Here is a 16,281-nt window from a genome sequence, read left to right on the forward strand (position 1 = left end):
GTCATGACCGGCTCTCACCCCGCCGTTGCCGTCGTCACCGACTCGACCTCCTGCCTGCCCGCCGACCTGGCCGACGACCCGTCCAGGCGGCTCACCGTCGTCCCACTCGCCGTCGTCGTCAACGGCGTCCCCGGCCTCGAAACCGTCGACGTCGACTCCGCCACGGTCGCCGAGGCGCTCAACGCCCGCCGCGTCGCCGTCACCACCTCACGACCCTCCCCGGAGGCGTTCGCCGAGGTGTACCGGCGCGAGCTCGCCGCGGGCGCGTCCTGCGTCCTGTCGGTGCATCTGTCGGCGAAGCTGTCCGGCACCTATGACGCGGCGGCCCTCGCGGCGGCCGAGTTCGACGGCGCCGTCTCCGTCGTCGACACCCAGTCGACCGGGATGGGCCTCGGCTTTCCCGCCCTGGCCGCCGCGGCGGCCGCATCCTCGGGTGCCGATCTGCCGGAGGTACGCCAGGCGGCCCTCGACGCCGTCGGCAGGACGTCGACGTTGTTCTACGTCGACACCCTGGAATTCCTGCGGCGCGGTGGACGGATCGGGGCGGCCGCGGCGCTGCTCGGCACCGCGCTGTCGGTGAAACCGATCCTGCACACCACCGACCAGGGCGTCGTCGTGCGCGAGAAGGTCCGCACGGCGAGCCGCGCCCTGGCACGGCTCGTCGACATGGCCGAGGAGGCGGCGGGGTCGTCGGTGGTCGACGTCGCGGTGCACCATCTGGCCGCGCCGGACCGCGCCGATGCGCTGCTGACCACGGTGAAGGAGCGGCTCGGGGAGCGGCTGCGGGGGGCGTACCTGACGGAGGTCGGCGCGGTCGTCGGCGCGCACGTCGGGCCGGGCATGGTCGCCGTGGTGGTGCACGCGGTGTAGCCGTTTTCCACAAGGGCGTGGTTGTCCACAGGACGGACCTCCGGTGGCGGCCCGCCGTCCGTGCCCGGTCCTAGCGTGACCGGGCATGAGGCGCGGTGCTGCAGACGACGACAACGAGACGGCGGGGCGGCTGGCCAGGGTGGTCGGCCTGCCCCCGGATCCGTATCCATGGGATCCGGGGGATCCGCCCTCCACCTCTCCTCCTTCCGCCGCTGGTGGGTCGTGGCTGGCGGCCGTCGATCCCGGGCGGCGGGGCGTGCGGGCCCTGGCGGCCGTCGCCGCGCTGGTCCTCTGTATCGCGGCGTTCCTCGCGTGGCGCTCCCGGCCCCAGGTCACCCCGGCGCCGCCGGCCGCCGCGATCTCCGCCGCCCCGTCCGTGGCGGCGGTCTCCAGCGCGCCCTCCCGGCTGATCGTCTCGGTCAACGGCAAGGTCCAGCGGCCCGGCCTCGTCGAGCTGCCGGCCGGCGCCCGGGTCGCCGACGCCATCGCCGCCGCCGGCGGTGCGCTGCCCGGCGCCGACCTGACCGGCCTCAACCTCGCCCGTAAGGTCGTCGACGGCGAGATGATCCCGGTCGGCGTCCCCGCTCCGCCGGGTGCCGCGGGGGCGCCCGGCCGGGGCAGCGGCGGGGGTGGCGGCGGCGGTCCGGTCAACCTCAACACCGCCACGATCGCCGAGCTCCAGACGCTGCCCGGCATCGGCGAGGTCCTCGCCCAGCGCATCATCGAGTATCGCGACCGCCACGGCGGCTTCCGCGCCGTCACCGACCTGCGCCAGGTCGAAGGCATCGGCGACGCCAAGTTCGCGCAGCTCAAGGACCGGGTGACGGTGTGAGCACCGACCTGCGCCTGGCCGGTGCCGCCGTCGGCTGCTGGCTGACCGCGCTCGGCTGCCTGTTCTGTCCCGCCTGGGCCGGCTGGTCCGTCGGCCTCGGCGCCGTCGCCCTCGCCGTGTGCTGGGCCCGGCTCCCGGTGCGGGCGTTGCGACCGACCCGCTGGGTGGTCGTCGCGGCGCTGCTCGGCGTCTCCTGCGGCGCGGTCGCCACCGCCGCCCGGGTCGGCGAACGCGACGCCGAGCCGCTCACCGGTCTCGCGGCCGCGCACCGCACCGTGCAGCTCGGCCTGCGCGTCTCCGACGACCCACGGCTCGGGCGCCAGACGGCGGGACGGTCGCCGACGGTCATCGTCCACGCCCGGCTCACCTGGCTGCGGACCGCCGACGGGACCCGGGTCGAGCTCGGCGCCCGCGTCCTGATCCTCGCCGCTGACCGGGGCTGGCTGGGACTGCTGCCGGGGCAGACGGCCGAGACCACCGGCCGGCTGTCACTGCCCGACGGCGGCGACCTGAGCGCCGCGATCATCTCCGTCACCGACGCCCCGTCCCGTGTCGACCCGGCGCCGGCGGTGCAGCGGGCCGCCGGCACGTTGCGGGCCGGCCTCCAGCGGGCCTGCCTGCCGCTGCCCGCCGAGCCGGGCGGGCTGCTGCCGGGCCTCGTCGTCGGCGACACGAGCCGGCTCGACCAGCAGCTCTCCGACGACTTCCGCGCCACCGGCCTGACCCACCTGACCGCCGTCTCCGGCGCGAACCTCGCGATCGTCGTCGGCCTGGTCCTGATCCTCGCCCGGTGGTGCCGGGCGAGCCCGAAGGTCGCCGCGGTCATCTGCGTGCTGGCCCTCGCCGGGTTCGTCGTGCTGGTCCGGCCGTCGCCGAGTGTCCTGCGGGCCGCCGCGATGTGCGGCCTCGCCCTCGTCGCGCTCGCCCTCGGCCGCCCCCGGGCGGTGCTGCCGTCGCTTGCGACCAGCGTCCTCGTCCTCGTCGTGGTCGATCCCGAGCTGGCGGTCGACGCCGGGTTCGCGCTGTCCGTCCTCGCCACCGGCGGCCTGGTCCTGCTGGCGCCGCGCTGGGCGGAGGCGCTGCGGGCCAGGGGGTGGCCCGCCTTCGCGGCCGAGGCGGTGTGCGTGCCCGCCGCGGCGCAGGCCGCCTGCGCACCCGTGATCGCCGCCATCTCCGCCGGGGTCAGCCTCCACCACCGTGCCGGCCAACCTGCTCGCCGCGCCGGCCGTCGCGCCCGCCACGATCCTCGGCATCCTCGCCGCGGTGATCTCGCCGGTCCTGCCCGGACTCGCCGAGTTCATCGCCTGGGTGGCCGCCTGGCCGGCCCGCTGGCTCGTCACGATCGCCCACCACGGCGCCGCCGTCCCCGACGGCGTCCTCCCGTGGCCCGGCGGTGTCTGGGGTGGCGTGGCGCTCGGCGTGCTCCTCGCGGCGCTGATCATCGCGTTCCGCCGGCGCAAGATCCGCCGGGCCGTCATCGCCGTCATGATCGGCAGCACGCTCGGCGCCGTCCCCGTCCGGGCGTTCACCGGCGGCTGGCCGCCGCCGGGCTGGATCGTCGTGGCCTGCGACGTCGGCCAGGGCGACGCGGTCGTCGTGTCCGGCGGCGGCGGCGACGCCATCGTCATCGACGCCGGCCCCCAGGCCGACCCCGTCGACCGCTGCCTGCGCGACCTCGGCGTGGAGCGGGTCTCACTGCTGATCATCAGCCACTTCCACGTCGACCACATCGGCGGCCTCGACGGCGTCCTGCGCCGCCGCCGCGTCGACCGGCTGCTCCTGCCCCCGTTCGCCGAGCCGGCCGCCGGTCGCCGGGCCGTCCTCGACCGGGGCGTCGCCACCCTCGACGCCCCGGCCGGCACCACCTTCACCGTCGGCGAGGCCGGGCTGACCGTCCTGGGACCGGACCGGCAGGTGACCGGCACCAGATCCGACGTCAACAACAACTCGCTGGTCGTCGCCGTCACCGTCGCCGGGATCCGGATGCTGTTCACCGGCGACGCCGAGACCGAGGAGCAGCTCAGCCTGCACAACGCGCCCCTGCGCGCCGACGTGCTCAAGGTCGCCCACCACGGCTCCGCCTATCAGGACCCCGCGTTCCTGGACGCGGTCGCGCCGAGGATCGCCCTGGTCAGCGTCGGCACCGGCAACGACTACGGCCACCCCAGCCCGGTGGTCCTCGCCCGTCTCGCCCGCGGTGGCACGTATGTCGCCCGCACCGACGAACAGGGCGACGTCGCCGTCATCAGGGACGCGGACGGCGACCTCGCCGTCGTGGAACACGGCCCGTCCACACCCGCCCGCTGATGCGTGGCGAATTTCTGTCGGGGGGTCGTGACACGATGACTGGCGTGTCTGGTTCTGGTCTGCCCCGCCTCCGCCTGGTGATCGGTGACGAGGAGCTGCTCGTCTCCCGTGCCGTCACCGACACCATCGCCGCCGCCCGCGCCGACGACCCCGACACCGAGGTCCACCGCCGCCCCGGCGGTGACCTGCTGGCCGGCGAGCTGTCCGAGCTGCTGAGCCCGTCGCTGTTCGGCGGCAGGCGGGTGCTGGTCGTCGACAGCGGGCAGGACGCCAAGAAGGACATCACCGCGGCGCTGCTCGCCTATGCCCGCGACCCCGAGGACGACGTCGTCCTCGTCGTCACCCACGCCGGCGGCGCCAAGGGCAAGGCCCTCGCCGACGGGCTCAAAGCCGCAGGCGCCGACGTCGTGCCCGCCGCGAAGATCGGCAAGCACCGCGAGCGCGTCGACTTCGTGCGCAACGAGATCCGCCGGCAGGGCGGCAAGATCGGCGAGGACGCCGCAGAGGCCCTCCTGAGCGCCGTCGGCAATGACCTGCGCGAGCTGGTCGCGGCCTGTTCACAGCTCGTCGCCGACACCGGCGGCAGGATCGACGTGGCCACCGTCGCGCAGTATTACCGCGGCCGCGCCGAGGTCTCCGGATTCACCGTCGCCGATGCGGTCATGGTCGGCGACACGGCCGCGGCCCTCGAAGCGCTGCGGTGGGCGATGCACGTCGGCGTCGACCCCGTGCCGATCGCCGACGCCATCGCCGACGGCGTCCGGACCGTCGCCCGGGTGGCCGCCGCGGGCAAGGGCAGCGCATATCAACTCGCCGGAAATTTGGGAATGCCTCCGTGGAAGGTCGAACGCGCACAGCGCCAAGCCCGTGGCTGGACGGCCGAGGCGCTCGTTGATGCCATGCGAGTGGCGGCAGAGTGCAATGCCGCCGTCAAGGGTGGCTCGGACGACCGCGGCTATGCGCTCGAGCGGGCTGTGTTCGCAGTGGTCGCGGCGCGCGCTGGAGGAATAGGACGATGACGACGAGCAACGGGTTCGCCCCACAGGCGCCGCTGTATGTGCGTGCGCTGCGGCTTCGCCACCTGCACATCGGCGGATTCGTCAGTTTCATGCTGTTCGAGTGCATGATCGCGGCCGGTGTGCTGCTCGCACTCGCCGAGTTGGCCAGCTGGTGGGCGGTCCCCGTCCTCCCGGCAGTGGTCGCGATCATGGTCAAGATCAACGATCTGGCCATCGGAGGTTCGAAGCGGGTCCGGGCCCAGGCGCGTTCCGCCGCCCGGGGTTCATCCGAACGGGCGTCATCCACTCGGGTGGATTCCCCCACCGGCACCGACGAGCCGGCCTCCGCCATCCGGCGGACCACGACCGCGCTCGACCGCGCCGAGATGGCCAGAGGCTCGGGCAGCTCCACCGGGACCGGCGCCGGCGCCGCCGCCCGCGCCGCGGGCGCCGGCCGCGACCAGTCCGGCATCGGCGAGTCGACCGCCGGCTCGGGCCGCGCCTCAGCCGGCAGCGTCGCCAGGTCCAGCTTCTCCGGCGCCGGCACCTCGGGCGCCGGCACCTCGGGCGCCGGCACCTCGGGCGCCGGCACCTCGGGCCGCGCCGGCTCGCCGGGTGGCCTCGGTTCGTCCGGTGGTGCTGGTTCGTCCGGTGACGCTGGTGCGGCCCCGGCCGGCAACGGCGCCCCCTCCGGCAGCGGCACCGGCAATGCGGTCGGCGTCCGGCAGGGCGGCTCGGGCAGCGCCGCCGGGGCAGGCGCGACGCGCACCGCGACGCGCCAGGCGGTGGGCGAGCCCCCGGCGCAGCGCAAGAAGGTCGGTGTCATCCGGATCTCGGTCCCGGCCCGTGACGGCGGCCCGGGCGGCGCCACCCGCCAGGCGGAGGCACCGCCCAGCACCGAATACGGGATCTCGCCCGCCAGCGACACCCCGCCCACCCAGCCCACCGCCGACACCACCTCCCGCCGCGCCTTCCGCGACGGTGACACTGGTTCGGGCCGTGCCCTCCGGGACGGTGACACGGGTTCGGGTCGCGCCTTCCGGGACGGTGACACTGGTTCGGGTCGCGCCTTCCGGGACGGTGACACGGGTTCGGGTCGTGCGTTCCGTGATGGCGACACGGGTTCGGGTCGCGCGTTCCGGGACGATGACTCGGGGCAGCACGCGGCGGTCCGGGCGGGGGAGAGCGGCGCGCACGCCGCGTTCCACGACGGCGACGACCATCCGGAGCCGCAGGACGGTGACACGGGGGTGCATCCGGCGTACCGTGCCGCGGACCCCCGCAGGTCGCGCGTCCGCGCCGACGAGGGCGGCGAAGGGCGCCACGGCCGGACCGGCGAGCACGAGGCGTGGGACCGGGCGACCGGCGACAGCACCTGGCCGACCCGCACCGGCTGGGACGAGTCGACCCAGCCCGCGGAGGCAGGCCAGCACTGGGACCGCGCTGCGCAGACCGCTCAGCGCCACGGCCACGACGACCAGGCCACGGAGGCGTGGGACAGGACCGGCCAGGCAGGCGACCACGACCCCCGCTCGGGCTGGGAGCACGAGGGCCACGTCCAGCAGCGTCGCGACGAGGAAGCATCGGACGGCCGCGGCTGGCACAGCGGGCAGGACGGCTACGACGGCCGGCAGGACGCCTCGGACGGTCGTGGCTGGCAGAGTGCGCAGGACGCCTCAGACGGTCGCGGTTGGCAGGCTGCGCAGGACGCCTCAGACGGTCGCGGTTGGCAGGCTGGGCAGGACGGCTCCGACGGTCGCGGCTGGCAGAGTGCGCAGGGTGGCAACGGCGCGCCGGAGTGGGACCGCGGCGACGACGGTCAACGCTGGGACCGTGCGACCCCGGCGGGCTGGGAGCAGGGAGCCTCACAGGACGCCGGCCGGGCAGGAGCCGGGTATGCACCGGCCGCGGGCTGGGCTGCCGACGCGCCTGACGGCCACGACCGGAGCTCCGAGGACGCGGGTGACGGCCGGGGTCGCAGCGCGCGGCAGAACGACGGATCGTGGAGTGGGCACCCGGGCCGGGCCGAGCACGGGTCCTCCGGTGAAGGCCGGCAGGCATGGGGCGAGGACACCGCCGCGGGCTGGGGCAACGAGGCCGCCTGGACAGGCCAGCCGGGCGCCCGCGACAGCCAGTCCAACTGGGGCGACGAGACCGTCTGGGGCGACCGTGGCGCATGGATCGCCCGCGCCGCGGGACGCTCGGACTCCACCGGTCACCCGGGCACGGGCGGGCAGGCGGGTCCGGGTGGGCACGCCAACGGCCCGGCAGACGGTCACGCGGACGGCCAGGCGAGCTATGCCGCTGGTCAGGCAGGCTACGCGGAGGGTCAGGCAAACGGTTACGCCGACGGTCAGTCGAGCTACGCCGCTGGTCAGGCTGACTATGACGACGGCCGGGCGGGGTATGTGGATGGCCGGGTCGGCTACGTCAGCGCCGACGGGCAGGCGAGCTACTCCGACGCTCAGGGCAACGCTGCCGGAGGGCAGGCGGGTTCGGGCGGTGACGAGCATGCCGCGCGTGGTGACGGGCACGGGCACGTGACGCATGGTGAGCCGGTCGACCCGTGGGCGGACTGGGACGACGAGACCGGCTGGGCGGACCAGGCGCAGTGGGGCGCCGCGGCGAGCCGGGGTGGTCAGACCGGCTGGGCGGCGGGGCAGGCGGCGTGGAACGGGTACGAGGCCGCCGACGAGCCCGACCCGAACGGGCCGACGCGACCTGTCGACAACGGCCGGGCGACCGGCCGGGACGCGACCGGCGGCCGGCACGCGCAGCGGCAGCCGGGAGGCCGGCGGCGAGCGGATGACACGGGGCACTTCTCGTCCGGGCAGTTCCAGTCGGGCCGGCACGCCGAGCGGCCGTGGCGCACCGACGAGGACCTGACCAGGCAGAGGACCGGGGGGTTCAACCAGGGCCGCTTCGCCTGACGGACAGTCGCGGTGGCGGTCCCTGGGACGCCTCGGGACGACGGGCCGGCGAGGAGCGCGACATCGCGTACCTCCGCTCCGTGACGCGGGGGAACGGCCCAGTTGGTGCTGTGGTTCGAGCAGCGGGGGAGATGCGTCACCTGACCCGGGTGGGTCCCGGTTCGGTCGGTTCGTTGACGGCCGGGGCGGGCTGGACCCGGGGGACATAGCCGATGAGCCGGAGGAACCCAGGGCGCGAAGCCCGGGATCCTCCGGCTCATCGGCGTTCAGGAAGTCCGCGCGCGCGCGGCGGAACTGTCGACGACATCGCCGCACAGGTGGAGCGAGCTCAGTGCGCCAGGGCGAGCTCAGTGCGCCAGGGCGAGCTCAGTGCACAGGTGAAACTGGCCTGGGCACAGCGAAAGCCCTTCCGGGCGGGGGCGGCGCTGTTCGCGCTCATCGGTGTTCAGGAAGTCCCGCGCACGGTGGAACGGTCAGCGAACCAACTCGCCGCAGAGGTGGAGCGGGCTCAGCGCACCGGGCGAGAGCTCAGCGCAGGGAGCGAGTTCAGCGGGGAGCGTGTTCAGCGCACAGGCGGAACCGGCTCGGGGCACAGCGAAAGCGCCGCCCGGTTCGGGGCGGCGCTTTTCGCGGAGCGATGAGCTGGTGGGCCGGTCAGGCGGCCAGCGAGCCCAGCTTCTTGGTGATCGCCGACTTGCGGTTGGCGGCCTGGTTCTTGTGGATGACGCCCTTGCTGGCAGCCTGGTCCAGCTTGCGCGAGGCGGCACGCAGCAGCGTGGTGGCCGTCTCGGTGTCGCCGGCGGCGGTCGCCTCGTGGAACTTCCGGATCGCCGTCTTCAGCGAAGACTTGACCGACTTGTTGCGCAGGCGGCGCTTCTCGTTCTGCCGGTTGCGCTTGATCTGGGACTTGATGTTCGCCACGCGACAGACCTCGTCTTGTTAGCTCGGGTTGGAAACGTTGAAGACGCAAGGGGACGCGTCACCATGCGCGATGAATCAGGTTACCAGGTCCCCACCCGGCCAGCCAAAACGGCCGGGTCAACGGCAGGGGGCTACAGGGCGCTGCCCTTCTGGTACTCCTCCCAGGAGAGCTCCCAGTCGGTCCAGCCGTCACCGTACTTCACGCGCTCCTCGGTGCCCTTCACGATGACGGGGTCGCCGATGTGGGTGACGCCGTACAGCCATTTCGCGAGGTCGAGGGAGATGTTGACGCAGCCGTGGGAGACGTTGCGTTTGCCCTGGTCCTTGACGGACCAGGGGGCGGCGTGGATGTACTGGCCGCTCCAGGTGATCCGCTGCGGGTATTCGACCTTCGTGCGGTAGCCGTCGGGAGAGTCGACCGGGACGCCGTAGGTGGAGGAGTCGAACCACTCCCACTCGTTCTTCACCATGACGATGAAGTTGCCGCTGTCCGAGGGGTTGCTGGGCTTGCCCAGGGAGACGGGCATCGTCTTGAGCACGGTGCCGTCCTCGGTGACGGTCATCTGCTTGGTGGCGTTGTCGACCTCCATGATGAGCTTCTTGCCCACCGTGGCGTCGACGGTGATGTCCTTCTCACCGTAGGACTTGCCGCCGAAGGAGACACCGCCGACGGCGGCGCGCAGGGAGAGTTTCGTGCCGGCCTGCCAGTACTCCTTGGGGCGGTAGTGGACCTCCTTGGAGGTGTACCAGTTCCAGCTGCCCTCCTGTGGCGGGTCGGAGGTCATGAACAGGCGCTTCTCGATGCCGGCGCGCTTGTCCTTCGGGATTTCGGTGCCGAAGGACAGGATCATCATCATGCCGACGCCGACGACCTGGCCGTCGCCGATCTGGCTGGAGGTCCGCACGAGGCCGGACGGCTTGGCCATGGTGGTGAACTTCACCGTGGACCTGGCGCTGCCGGCGGTCACCGTCGCCGTGTACTCGGTGGCGTACTTCAGCTGCTTGGCAGGCATCCACTCGACGGTGCCGTCGGTGGAGGGCGGAGCGCCACCGGAAGCGGGGGCGGGAGCGCCCTCGACCGCGGCGCCCGAGGCGTCCTGCAGTGTGACCTTGGCGTCAGGAGAAGAGGACGAGAACACGACGGACGTGGCCGTCGACACATCGCGCGCGCCGTCCGTGGGGGTGCTCACCTTGACGGTGCCGGCGGCCGCGCCGCCGCTGGAGCCGCCACCTGGGTCCTTCCAGGACGGAGCGGAGTCGCCACAGCCGGCGAGCACCAGGGCGCTCGCCACGAACAGCAGGGTCAGGCGTCGGAGTCGCATCAGCAACCATTGTGCCTCGCTCTAGAGCGACGGCAACCTGACGAGGAACGTGGTGCCGGGTTTCTCACCGTGGTCGGTGACGGTGATCGTGCCACCGTGCCGTTCGATGACGGTGCGGCTGATGGCCAGGCCCAGGCCGGTGCCGGGCACGCCGAGGCTGCGGATGTTGGAGCCGCGGAAGAAGCGTTCGAACAGCCGGGAGCGTTCCTCCTCGGGGATGCCGACCCCGGTGTCGGTGACGCGCAGGTCGACCCCGGCCCGGTCGCGGACCAGCTCGATGTCGACCCGGCCGCCGGCCGGTGTGAACTTCACCGCGTTGGTGACGAGGTGGTCGACGACCTTGCGCAGCCGCGGCTGGTCGCCGGCGACGGGCGCAGGGCCGTCCGGCAGCGTGACCCGCATGTCGATGTCCTTCTCGGTGGCCGCGCGGGTGCCCACGGCCGCGGAGGCGCCGACGACCTCGGCGAAGTCCAGGGGCCGCTCGACGAGGGAGACGTAGCCGCTCTCCAGGCCGGCCAGGTCCAGCAGGTCGTCGATGATCGCCCGGAGGTTCTCCGCGTTGCGGGCGATCACCGCCAGGAACTGCGACCGGGTCGTCTCGTCGTCGTTGTCGTGCAGCAGCAGCTCGGTGTACGAGGAGATCGACGTCAGCGGCGTGCGCAGCTCGTGACCGACCAGCGAGATGAACTCGTCCTTGGTGCGGGCCAGCTGCCGGGCCAGGTCCTCGGCGCGGCGGCGCTCCAGGAACTGCCCGACGTGCGCGGCGATCCCGGACAGCAGCGCGATGAGGGACTGCTCGGGCTCCTCGGCGGCGTCGCCGAAGAAGCTCAGCGTGCCGGTGACCCCGCCGCCGTCGCGGATGGGCACGGCGAGACCGACCCGCAGGCCGTGCCGGGCCAGCGACGGCACGTTGAGCCTGCTCGCGGTCGCGGAGATGTCGGGGATCCAGGTCGGCTGGCCGGTCTCCCAGGCGACGCCGGAGACGCCGACGCCGGGGGCGAGCGGGCCGGGCTCGGGGATGACGTAGCCGGGTTCGGTCCACATGGCCGCGTTGCGCAGGACGTTGCCGACCTTGTCGACCAGCCACAGCTCGCTGTGCGGCCACTGCAGGGTCCGGGCGACGGTGCCGAGCAGGTCGGGCCCCGCGTCCTCGATGGTGGGCGCCTGCTCCAGGATGCGGGAGACCGCGAGCTCGCACTCGATGAGCCGCTCCGCCCGGCGCCGGTCGGTGACCTCGTGCAGGGCCGCGACCGCGCCGAGCCGGGTGCCGTCGCTGTCGCGGATCGGCTGCGCGTTGGCCGTGAAGCTGCGCCGGGGGCGCCCGGGCAGGTGGATGACGACCTCGGCCTCGCGGACGTGCTCACCGTGGAACGCCCGCATGAGGGGGACGTCCTCGGAGAGCGAGCCGGTCTCGCCGCCGGCGATCTCCCGCATGGCGCTGTTGAACAGGATCATCCGGCCGCGTTCGTCGCAGGCGACCACACCGGCGTCGAGGTTGTCGAGCAGGGCGCTGAGGAAGTGGCGCTCACGGGCGAGCTGCCGCTCGGCGGTGACGCGTTCGCTGATGTCGTAGACGAACGCGTGGGCGTGCCGCCCGGTCGGTCCCTCCACGACGTTGAGGGTGAGCTCGACCGGGAACTCGTCGCCGGCCCGGTTGATCGCGTAGAGCTGGAGCCGTTGCCCGATCAGCTTCGGTACGCCGCCCCGCGCGAGCCTGGTCAGCCCGGCCCGGTGGGCGGCCCGGAAGCGCTCGGGGATGATCAGCTCGTCCACCTGCTTGCCGATCGCCTCCGTCGCCGACCAGCCGAAGGTCCGCTCGGCCGCCCGGTTCCAGCGCGTGATCTCGCCGGTCAGCTCGATGCCGACGAACGCCTCCAGGGCGGTCTCCAGCACGGCGTCGGTCTCGGCGGCGGCGAGCGCGATGTCGTGGCGGCTGGTCTCGGCGCTGAGCATGACCTCGAGCATCGTGGCGCACTCGGCCACGGCGGCGATGTCGTCCTCGGTCCAGTGCCGCGGCACGGAGTCGGTGACGCACACCGCGCCGAGGGTGTGGCCGTGCAGGTCGTGGACGGGCTGGCCGAGGTACGCCGTGACGCCCCGGACCTGCACGGCGCCGAGGTCGCGCAGCGCCGGATGGTCCCGGGCGTCGCTGATGACCAGCGGCGCGTTCTCGGTCACCACGTACTGGCAGAAGGAGCTGGTCGCCGGCTCCGCGTGGACACGGTCGAGGTCCGGCGGCAGCCCGTGCCGGCCGACGATGTGCATCCGCTCGTCGTCGACGAGGGTCAGCAGGCCGACCGGCGCGACGACGGCGCGGGCGGCGAGCCGGACCAGGCCGTCGACCGGCGCCGACGACGAGGCGAGCAGCATCTGCGCACGTTGGAGTGCAGCGAGCCGTTCGGGCTGCGCGAGCACGCCGAGATCGAGTTGCGGCATTCCCACCCCCGACCCGCAAGCACGTAGCGTTGATCGTACCCGCGCAAAGGGGTTGAATCAGACTAAAGCCGCAGCTGCGTGGCGCGGGCGAGCGTCGAGGCCGGGTCCTCGCCGGCGGTCAGGTCGATGTCGTCGGTGAGCCGGCCGTCGGTGAGCCGGAGCAGCCGGTCGCAGCGGGCGGCGATCTGCTGCTCGTGGGTGGCGAGCAGCACCGTCATGCCGCGCGCCTCCCGCAGGTCGAGCAGCAGGTCCAGGATCTGGGTGCCGTTGGCGGAGTCGAGGTTGCCGGTCGGCTCGTCCGCGAGCAGCAGCTTCGGCGACCCGATCAGCGCCCGGGCGATCGCGACCCGCTGCTGCTGACCGCCGGACAACTGGGCCGGCAGGGCCCGCTCGCGCCCGCCGAGGCCGACCGCCCCGAGCAGCTCCCGGGCGCGCTCCTGCTTGTCGAAGCCGACGCGGAACGGCAGCACCGGCGCGATCACGTTGTCCAGTGCGGTGAGGGCGGGCAGCAGGTGGTACCGCTGGAACACGAAGCCGACGGTGCGCCGGTATTCGCTGAGCCTGCGCCGCCGCAGCGCGGTGACCTCGACACCGTCGACCACGATCGTGCCCGCGTCGGCGGTCTCGATCGCGCCGACCAGGTGCAGCAGCGTCGACTTGCCCGAGCCGCTCGGCCCGGTGACCGCGGTGAAGGACCCCGCCTCGATGTCGAGGGTCAGCTCGTCGGCGGCGACGATGTCCTGCTCCCCGGTGTGGAACCGTTTCGTCAGACCCGTGACGGTCAGGGCGGCGCCGGTGGACGGTGCGGTCATGGCCCTACTCTGTCGCAATGCATTGCGACAATGCAAGGGGCGGGTAGGCTTCCGCACATGCCGATCCATCACGCGGTGCTGTCGCTGCTGTCGCACGGCCCCAGCTACGGCTACGAGCTGAAGAGCGCCTTCGAGACCGCGGTCGGCCCGCAGTGGGGCCCGCTGAACATCGGCCACCTGTATCAGATCCTCGACCGGCTCTCCCGCGACGGCATGGTCAGCTCCGAGCGGCACGCCCAGGCGGTCAAGCCCGACCGGGTCGTCTACGAGATCACCGACACCGGCCGCGGCGAGCTGCGCCGCTGGCTCGACGAGGCGAGCCCCCGCAGCGGCGGCTTCCGCGACGACTTCTTCCTCAAGGTGACGGCGGCGGCCCGCTCCGGCGACCCGGAGATCGTGCGCACCGTCCTCGGCCAGCAGCGCACCTATCTCATGCGCGAGCTGCGCAACCTCGACGGCCTGCGGCGCAAGGCGGCCGACGCGGTCGTCGGGCTGCTGCTGTCCGCGGCGACCCGGCACGTCGAGGCGGACCTCGCGTTCGTCGACGACGCCGAGCAGGCCCTGCTCCGCGACCCGTCGACGGTGGCCGGCCTGGCGAGCGCCCGGCGCACCGCCCCGGAAGGCGAACAGCTCAGCAGGCCCGCCTAACGGGGATGCAGCGACCCGCGCCGCCCCGGAAGGCGAACAGCTCAGCAAAGCCCGCCTAACGGGGATGCAGCGACCCGCGCCGCAGGCCGGGGATCTCGAAGGGCTCGCCGAGCAGCTCGGCCGCGCCCAGCCGGGCCAGCGCCGGCGCCGTCTGGATGCCGGAGCCGCCCTGTCCCGCGAACCAGTAGAACCCCTCCTGCACCGGATCCGGCCCGGCGACAGGGTTCCGGTCGGCCGCGAACGTCCGCAGCCCCGCCCAGCTCGTGCGCACCCGCCGCAGCTCCAGGGTGGTCGCCGCGGCGACCCGCTCGACCGCGAGCGCCACGTCCTCGGGGGCCGCGACCGCGTCGACCGGCGGCGATGGCGTCTCGTCGCACGGCGACACCAGCAGCCCGCCGCTCTCGGGACGGAAGTAGAACTCGTCGCCGACGTCGTGGACCAGCGGCCAGTTCGGCGCGACCCCTTCGATGGAGACGATGGCCACGGTCCGCCGCATCGGCCGCAACCCGGCGGTGGTCACCCCGAGCCGGCCCGCGACGGCGTCCGCCCACGCGCCGGCCGCGTTGACGACCCGTCCCGCTTCGAGGTCGCCGCGGTCGGTCGTGAGCCGCCAGCCGTGTCCGGTCCACTCGCCGGCTTCCAGGCCGATCGCGGTGCGCAGCACCACCCCGGCGTCGGCGGCGCGCCTGCGGTACAGCTGCTGCAGCGCGTCGACGTCGATGTCCTGCGCGGTCCGCTCGACCGCCGCCCGCGCCACCGCCGACGTGCGCAGCGCCGGGCAGAGCGTCTGCGCGCCCGCCACATCCGTGCCGCGCAGCGACGGGTTGGCCGTCAGCAGCGCGTTCATCGCGGGGAGCTGATCCTCGCGGGCGACCCAGACGAGCGGCCGCGCCCGCAGCAGCGGGGTGCCGGACTCGGCGCCGAGCGCGTCGAGGATCGTCCGCGACGCCCGGGTCAGCGCCCGCACCTCCGGCGAGCCGTAACTCTCCAGGAAGGCCGCCACGGACCGCCCGGTCGTGTGGTAGCCGAACTGGTTCTCCCGTTCGAGCACCACGATCCGCAACGGCTCGCGGTGGCCGCCCGCGGCCTCCGCCCGTGCGACCAGCCGGCCATCAAGCTCGGCGAGCTCGGCGGCGAGGGACAGGCCGGCCATGCCCCCACCGATCATCGCCACGTCTGCGCGTTCGATCCTGTGATTGTCGCAGGCAATGTTGTGATGTCGCAGAATGTTCCGTTTAGCGCCGGGTAGGCATTGGGCGTGAGATTCGCCGAGCTCGCCGCCCGCTGGCATGACCGTCCCGTGCTCGTCGTCGGAGACGCCGTGCTCGACTGCTGGCTGTCCGGCACCCCGACCCGGATGAGCCGGGAGGCCCCCGTCCCCGTCATCACGCTCGACGCGACCCGCGAGGTCGCCGGCGGCGCCGCGGCCCTCGCCGGCGCGTTCGCCGCGCTGGGCGCGAGGACCACCGTCGTCGGCGCGACCGGCGACGACGACGCGGGCGCCACGCTGCGGTCGCGGGTGTGGGACGGCGGCGCCGTGGACCGCCTGGTCGTCGCGGTCGGCCGGCGTACCGTCACCAAACGGCGCGTCGTGGCCTCGGGCCAGGTCCTCGCCCGCTTCGACGACGGCGACACGGGCGCCCTCGACGGCCCGGCGGCCGAGACGCTCCTGCAACGGCTGGACGAGTCCCTCGCCGAGCGCCCGGAGGCGGTCGTCGTGTGCGACCTGGGCGCCGGCACCCTCGGCCCCGCCGTCCGGGCGCTGCTCGCCGGCCGCCGCCTCGACGTGCCGCTCCTGGCCGTGGACGCGCTGGACCTCGCGCCGTGGGCGCACCTCGGGCCGGATCTCGTCACGCCCACGCTCGACACCGTCAGTGGGGTCGTCGACGGTACCAACGCCGCCGCCGTCGTCGCGGCCCGCGGCATGCTCCTGCGCTCGACCGCCGCCGCCGTCGTCGCCGTCACGCTCGACGCCGACGGGGCGGTCGTGATCGGCCAGGACGCGGACACGGTCCACACGTCGGCGGCGCCCGCGCCCCGGAACAGGTCCGCGTACGTCGCCGGCTTCGTCCTCGCCCAGCTCGCCGGCGCGCCCCTGCCGGAGGCCGCCGCGACCGCCCAGCGCTGCGCCGCCATCCGCGACCGCGACCTGGCGCTGGCCGCCGCGAAAATTGGTGTACTCCAGGCCGCGCGGGCCTGATCCTT

At 73.8% G+C, this 16,281-nt stretch carries 12 protein-coding genes and 1 pseudogene; 8 read left to right on the forward strand and 5 right to left on the reverse strand.

Annotated elements, in window-relative coordinates; genetic code table 11:
- Positions 1 to 3: 3 nt before the first annotated feature.
- From ABZS58_RS29110 to ABZS58_RS29135, 6 genes and pseudogenes are all read left to right on the forward strand, one after another.
- A complete protein-coding gene (locus ABZS58_RS29110) occupies positions 4 to 870 on the forward strand; it encodes a DegV family protein (RefSeq protein WP_354786404.1) in 867 nt (288 codons plus the stop codon).
- An 85-nt stretch (positions 871 to 955) separates the two neighbouring features.
- A complete protein-coding gene (locus ABZS58_RS29115) occupies positions 956 to 1,702 on the forward strand; it encodes a ComEA family DNA-binding protein (RefSeq protein WP_354786405.1) in 747 nt (248 codons plus the stop codon).
- 569 nt (positions 1,703 to 2,271) lie between these two features.
- Positions 2,272 to 2,832 (forward strand): annotated as a pseudogene (locus ABZS58_RS29120) (ComEC/Rec2 family competence protein); the annotation flags it as partial.
- 67 nt (positions 2,833 to 2,899) lie between these two features.
- A complete protein-coding gene (locus ABZS58_RS29125) occupies positions 2,900 to 4,009 on the forward strand; it encodes a ComEC/Rec2 family competence protein (protein ID WP_354786406.1) in 1,110 nt (369 codons plus the stop codon).
- A 35-nt stretch (positions 4,010 to 4,044) separates the two neighbouring features.
- On the forward strand, positions 4,045 to 5,028 hold the full coding sequence (gene holA / locus ABZS58_RS29130) for a DNA polymerase III subunit delta (RefSeq protein WP_354786475.1): 984 nt from the start codon (positions 4,045 to 4,047) through the stop codon (positions 5,026 to 5,028).
- On the forward strand, positions 5,025 to 7,937 hold the full coding sequence (locus tag ABZS58_RS29135; protein WP_354786407.1) for a hypothetical protein: 2,913 nt from the start codon (positions 5,025 to 5,027) through the stop codon (positions 7,935 to 7,937). Before holA ends, ABZS58_RS29135 begins: the two co-directional genes overlap by 4 nt.
- 654 nt (positions 7,938 to 8,591) lie before the next feature.
- Here ABZS58_RS29135 and rpsT read toward each other — a convergent pair.
- The 4 genes from rpsT to ABZS58_RS29155 all read right to left on the reverse strand — a co-directional run bounded on the left by rpsT (position 8,592) and on the right by ABZS58_RS29155 (position 13,428).
- Positions 8,592 to 8,858: a 30S ribosomal protein S20 gene (gene rpsT, locus ABZS58_RS29140; RefSeq protein WP_354786408.1), complete on the reverse strand. Its 267-nt coding sequence runs from the start codon at positions 8,856 to 8,858 to the stop codon at positions 8,592 to 8,594.
- A gap of 131 nt (positions 8,859 to 8,989) precedes the next feature.
- On the reverse strand, positions 8,990 to 10,180 hold the full coding sequence (locus ABZS58_RS29145; protein ID WP_354786409.1) for an Ig-like domain-containing protein: 1,191 nt from the start codon (positions 10,178 to 10,180) through the stop codon (positions 8,990 to 8,992).
- A 21-nt stretch (positions 10,181 to 10,201) separates the two neighbouring features.
- On the reverse strand, positions 10,202 to 12,616 hold the full coding sequence (locus tag ABZS58_RS29150) for an ATP-binding protein (protein ID WP_354786410.1): 2,415 nt from the start codon (positions 12,614 to 12,616) through the stop codon (positions 10,202 to 10,204).
- Between the two features lie 62 nt (positions 12,617 to 12,678).
- Positions 12,679 to 13,428, reverse strand: a complete 750-nt coding sequence (locus ABZS58_RS29155; RefSeq protein ID WP_354786411.1) for an ABC transporter ATP-binding protein — start codon at positions 13,426 to 13,428, stop codon at positions 12,679 to 12,681.
- Between the two features lie 57 nt (positions 13,429 to 13,485).
- Between ABZS58_RS29155 and ABZS58_RS29160 the strand changes: the two genes are divergently transcribed.
- Positions 13,486 to 14,076, forward strand: a complete 591-nt coding sequence (locus tag ABZS58_RS29160) for a helix-turn-helix transcriptional regulator (protein WP_354786412.1) — start codon at positions 13,486 to 13,488, stop codon at positions 14,074 to 14,076.
- A gap of 55 nt (positions 14,077 to 14,131) precedes the next feature.
- Here ABZS58_RS29160 and ABZS58_RS29165 read toward each other — a convergent pair whose 3' ends face one another.
- On the reverse strand, positions 14,132 to 15,367 hold the full coding sequence (locus ABZS58_RS29165) for an FAD-binding oxidoreductase (protein ID WP_354786413.1): 1,236 nt from the start codon (positions 15,365 to 15,367) through the stop codon (positions 14,132 to 14,134).
- On the opposite strand from ABZS58_RS29165, the gene ABZS58_RS29170 reads away from it, so the two are divergent.
- A complete protein-coding gene (locus tag ABZS58_RS29170; protein WP_354786414.1) occupies positions 15,335 to 16,276 on the forward strand; it encodes a PfkB family carbohydrate kinase in 942 nt (313 codons plus the stop codon). The genes ABZS58_RS29165 and ABZS58_RS29170 overlap by 33 nt on opposite strands.
- The last annotated feature ends 5 nt before the right edge of the window (positions 16,277 to 16,281 follow it).

Source organism: Dactylosporangium sp. NPDC005555 (assembly GCF_040605635.1).
Classification (GTDB): Bacteria; Actinomycetota; Actinomycetes; order Mycobacteriales; family Micromonosporaceae; genus Dactylosporangium.

Coding starts and splice junctions, on each gene's coding strand:
- ABZS58_RS29110 (WP_354786404.1), top strand. CDS start 4: ATGACCGGCTCTCACCCCGCCGTTGCCGTCGTCACCGACTCGACCTCC.
- ABZS58_RS29115 (WP_354786405.1), top strand. CDS start 956: ATGAGGCGCGGTGCTGCAGACGACGACAACGAGACGGCGGGGCGGCTG.
- holA (WP_354786475.1), top strand. CDS start 4,045: ATGACTGGCGTGTCTGGTTCTGGTCTGCCCCGCCTCCGCCTGGTGATC.
- ABZS58_RS29135 (WP_354786407.1), top strand. CDS start 5,025: ATGACGACGAGCAACGGGTTCGCCCCACAGGCGCCGCTGTATGTGCGT.
- ABZS58_RS29145 (WP_354786409.1), bottom strand. CDS start 10,180: ATGCGACTCCGACGCCTGACCCTGCTGTTCGTGGCGAGCGCCCTGGTG.
- ABZS58_RS29150 (WP_354786410.1), bottom strand. CDS start 12,616: ATGCCGCAACTCGATCTCGGCGTGCTCGCGCAGCCCGAACGGCTCGCT.
- ABZS58_RS29155 (WP_354786411.1), bottom strand. CDS start 13,428: ATGACCGCACCGTCCACCGGCGCCGCCCTGACCGTCACGGGTCTGACG.
- ABZS58_RS29160 (WP_354786412.1), top strand. CDS start 13,486: ATGCCGATCCATCACGCGGTGCTGTCGCTGCTGTCGCACGGCCCCAGC.
- ABZS58_RS29165 (WP_354786413.1), bottom strand. CDS start 15,367: ATGCCAGCGGGCGGCGAGCTCGGCGAATCTCACGCCCAATGCCTACCC.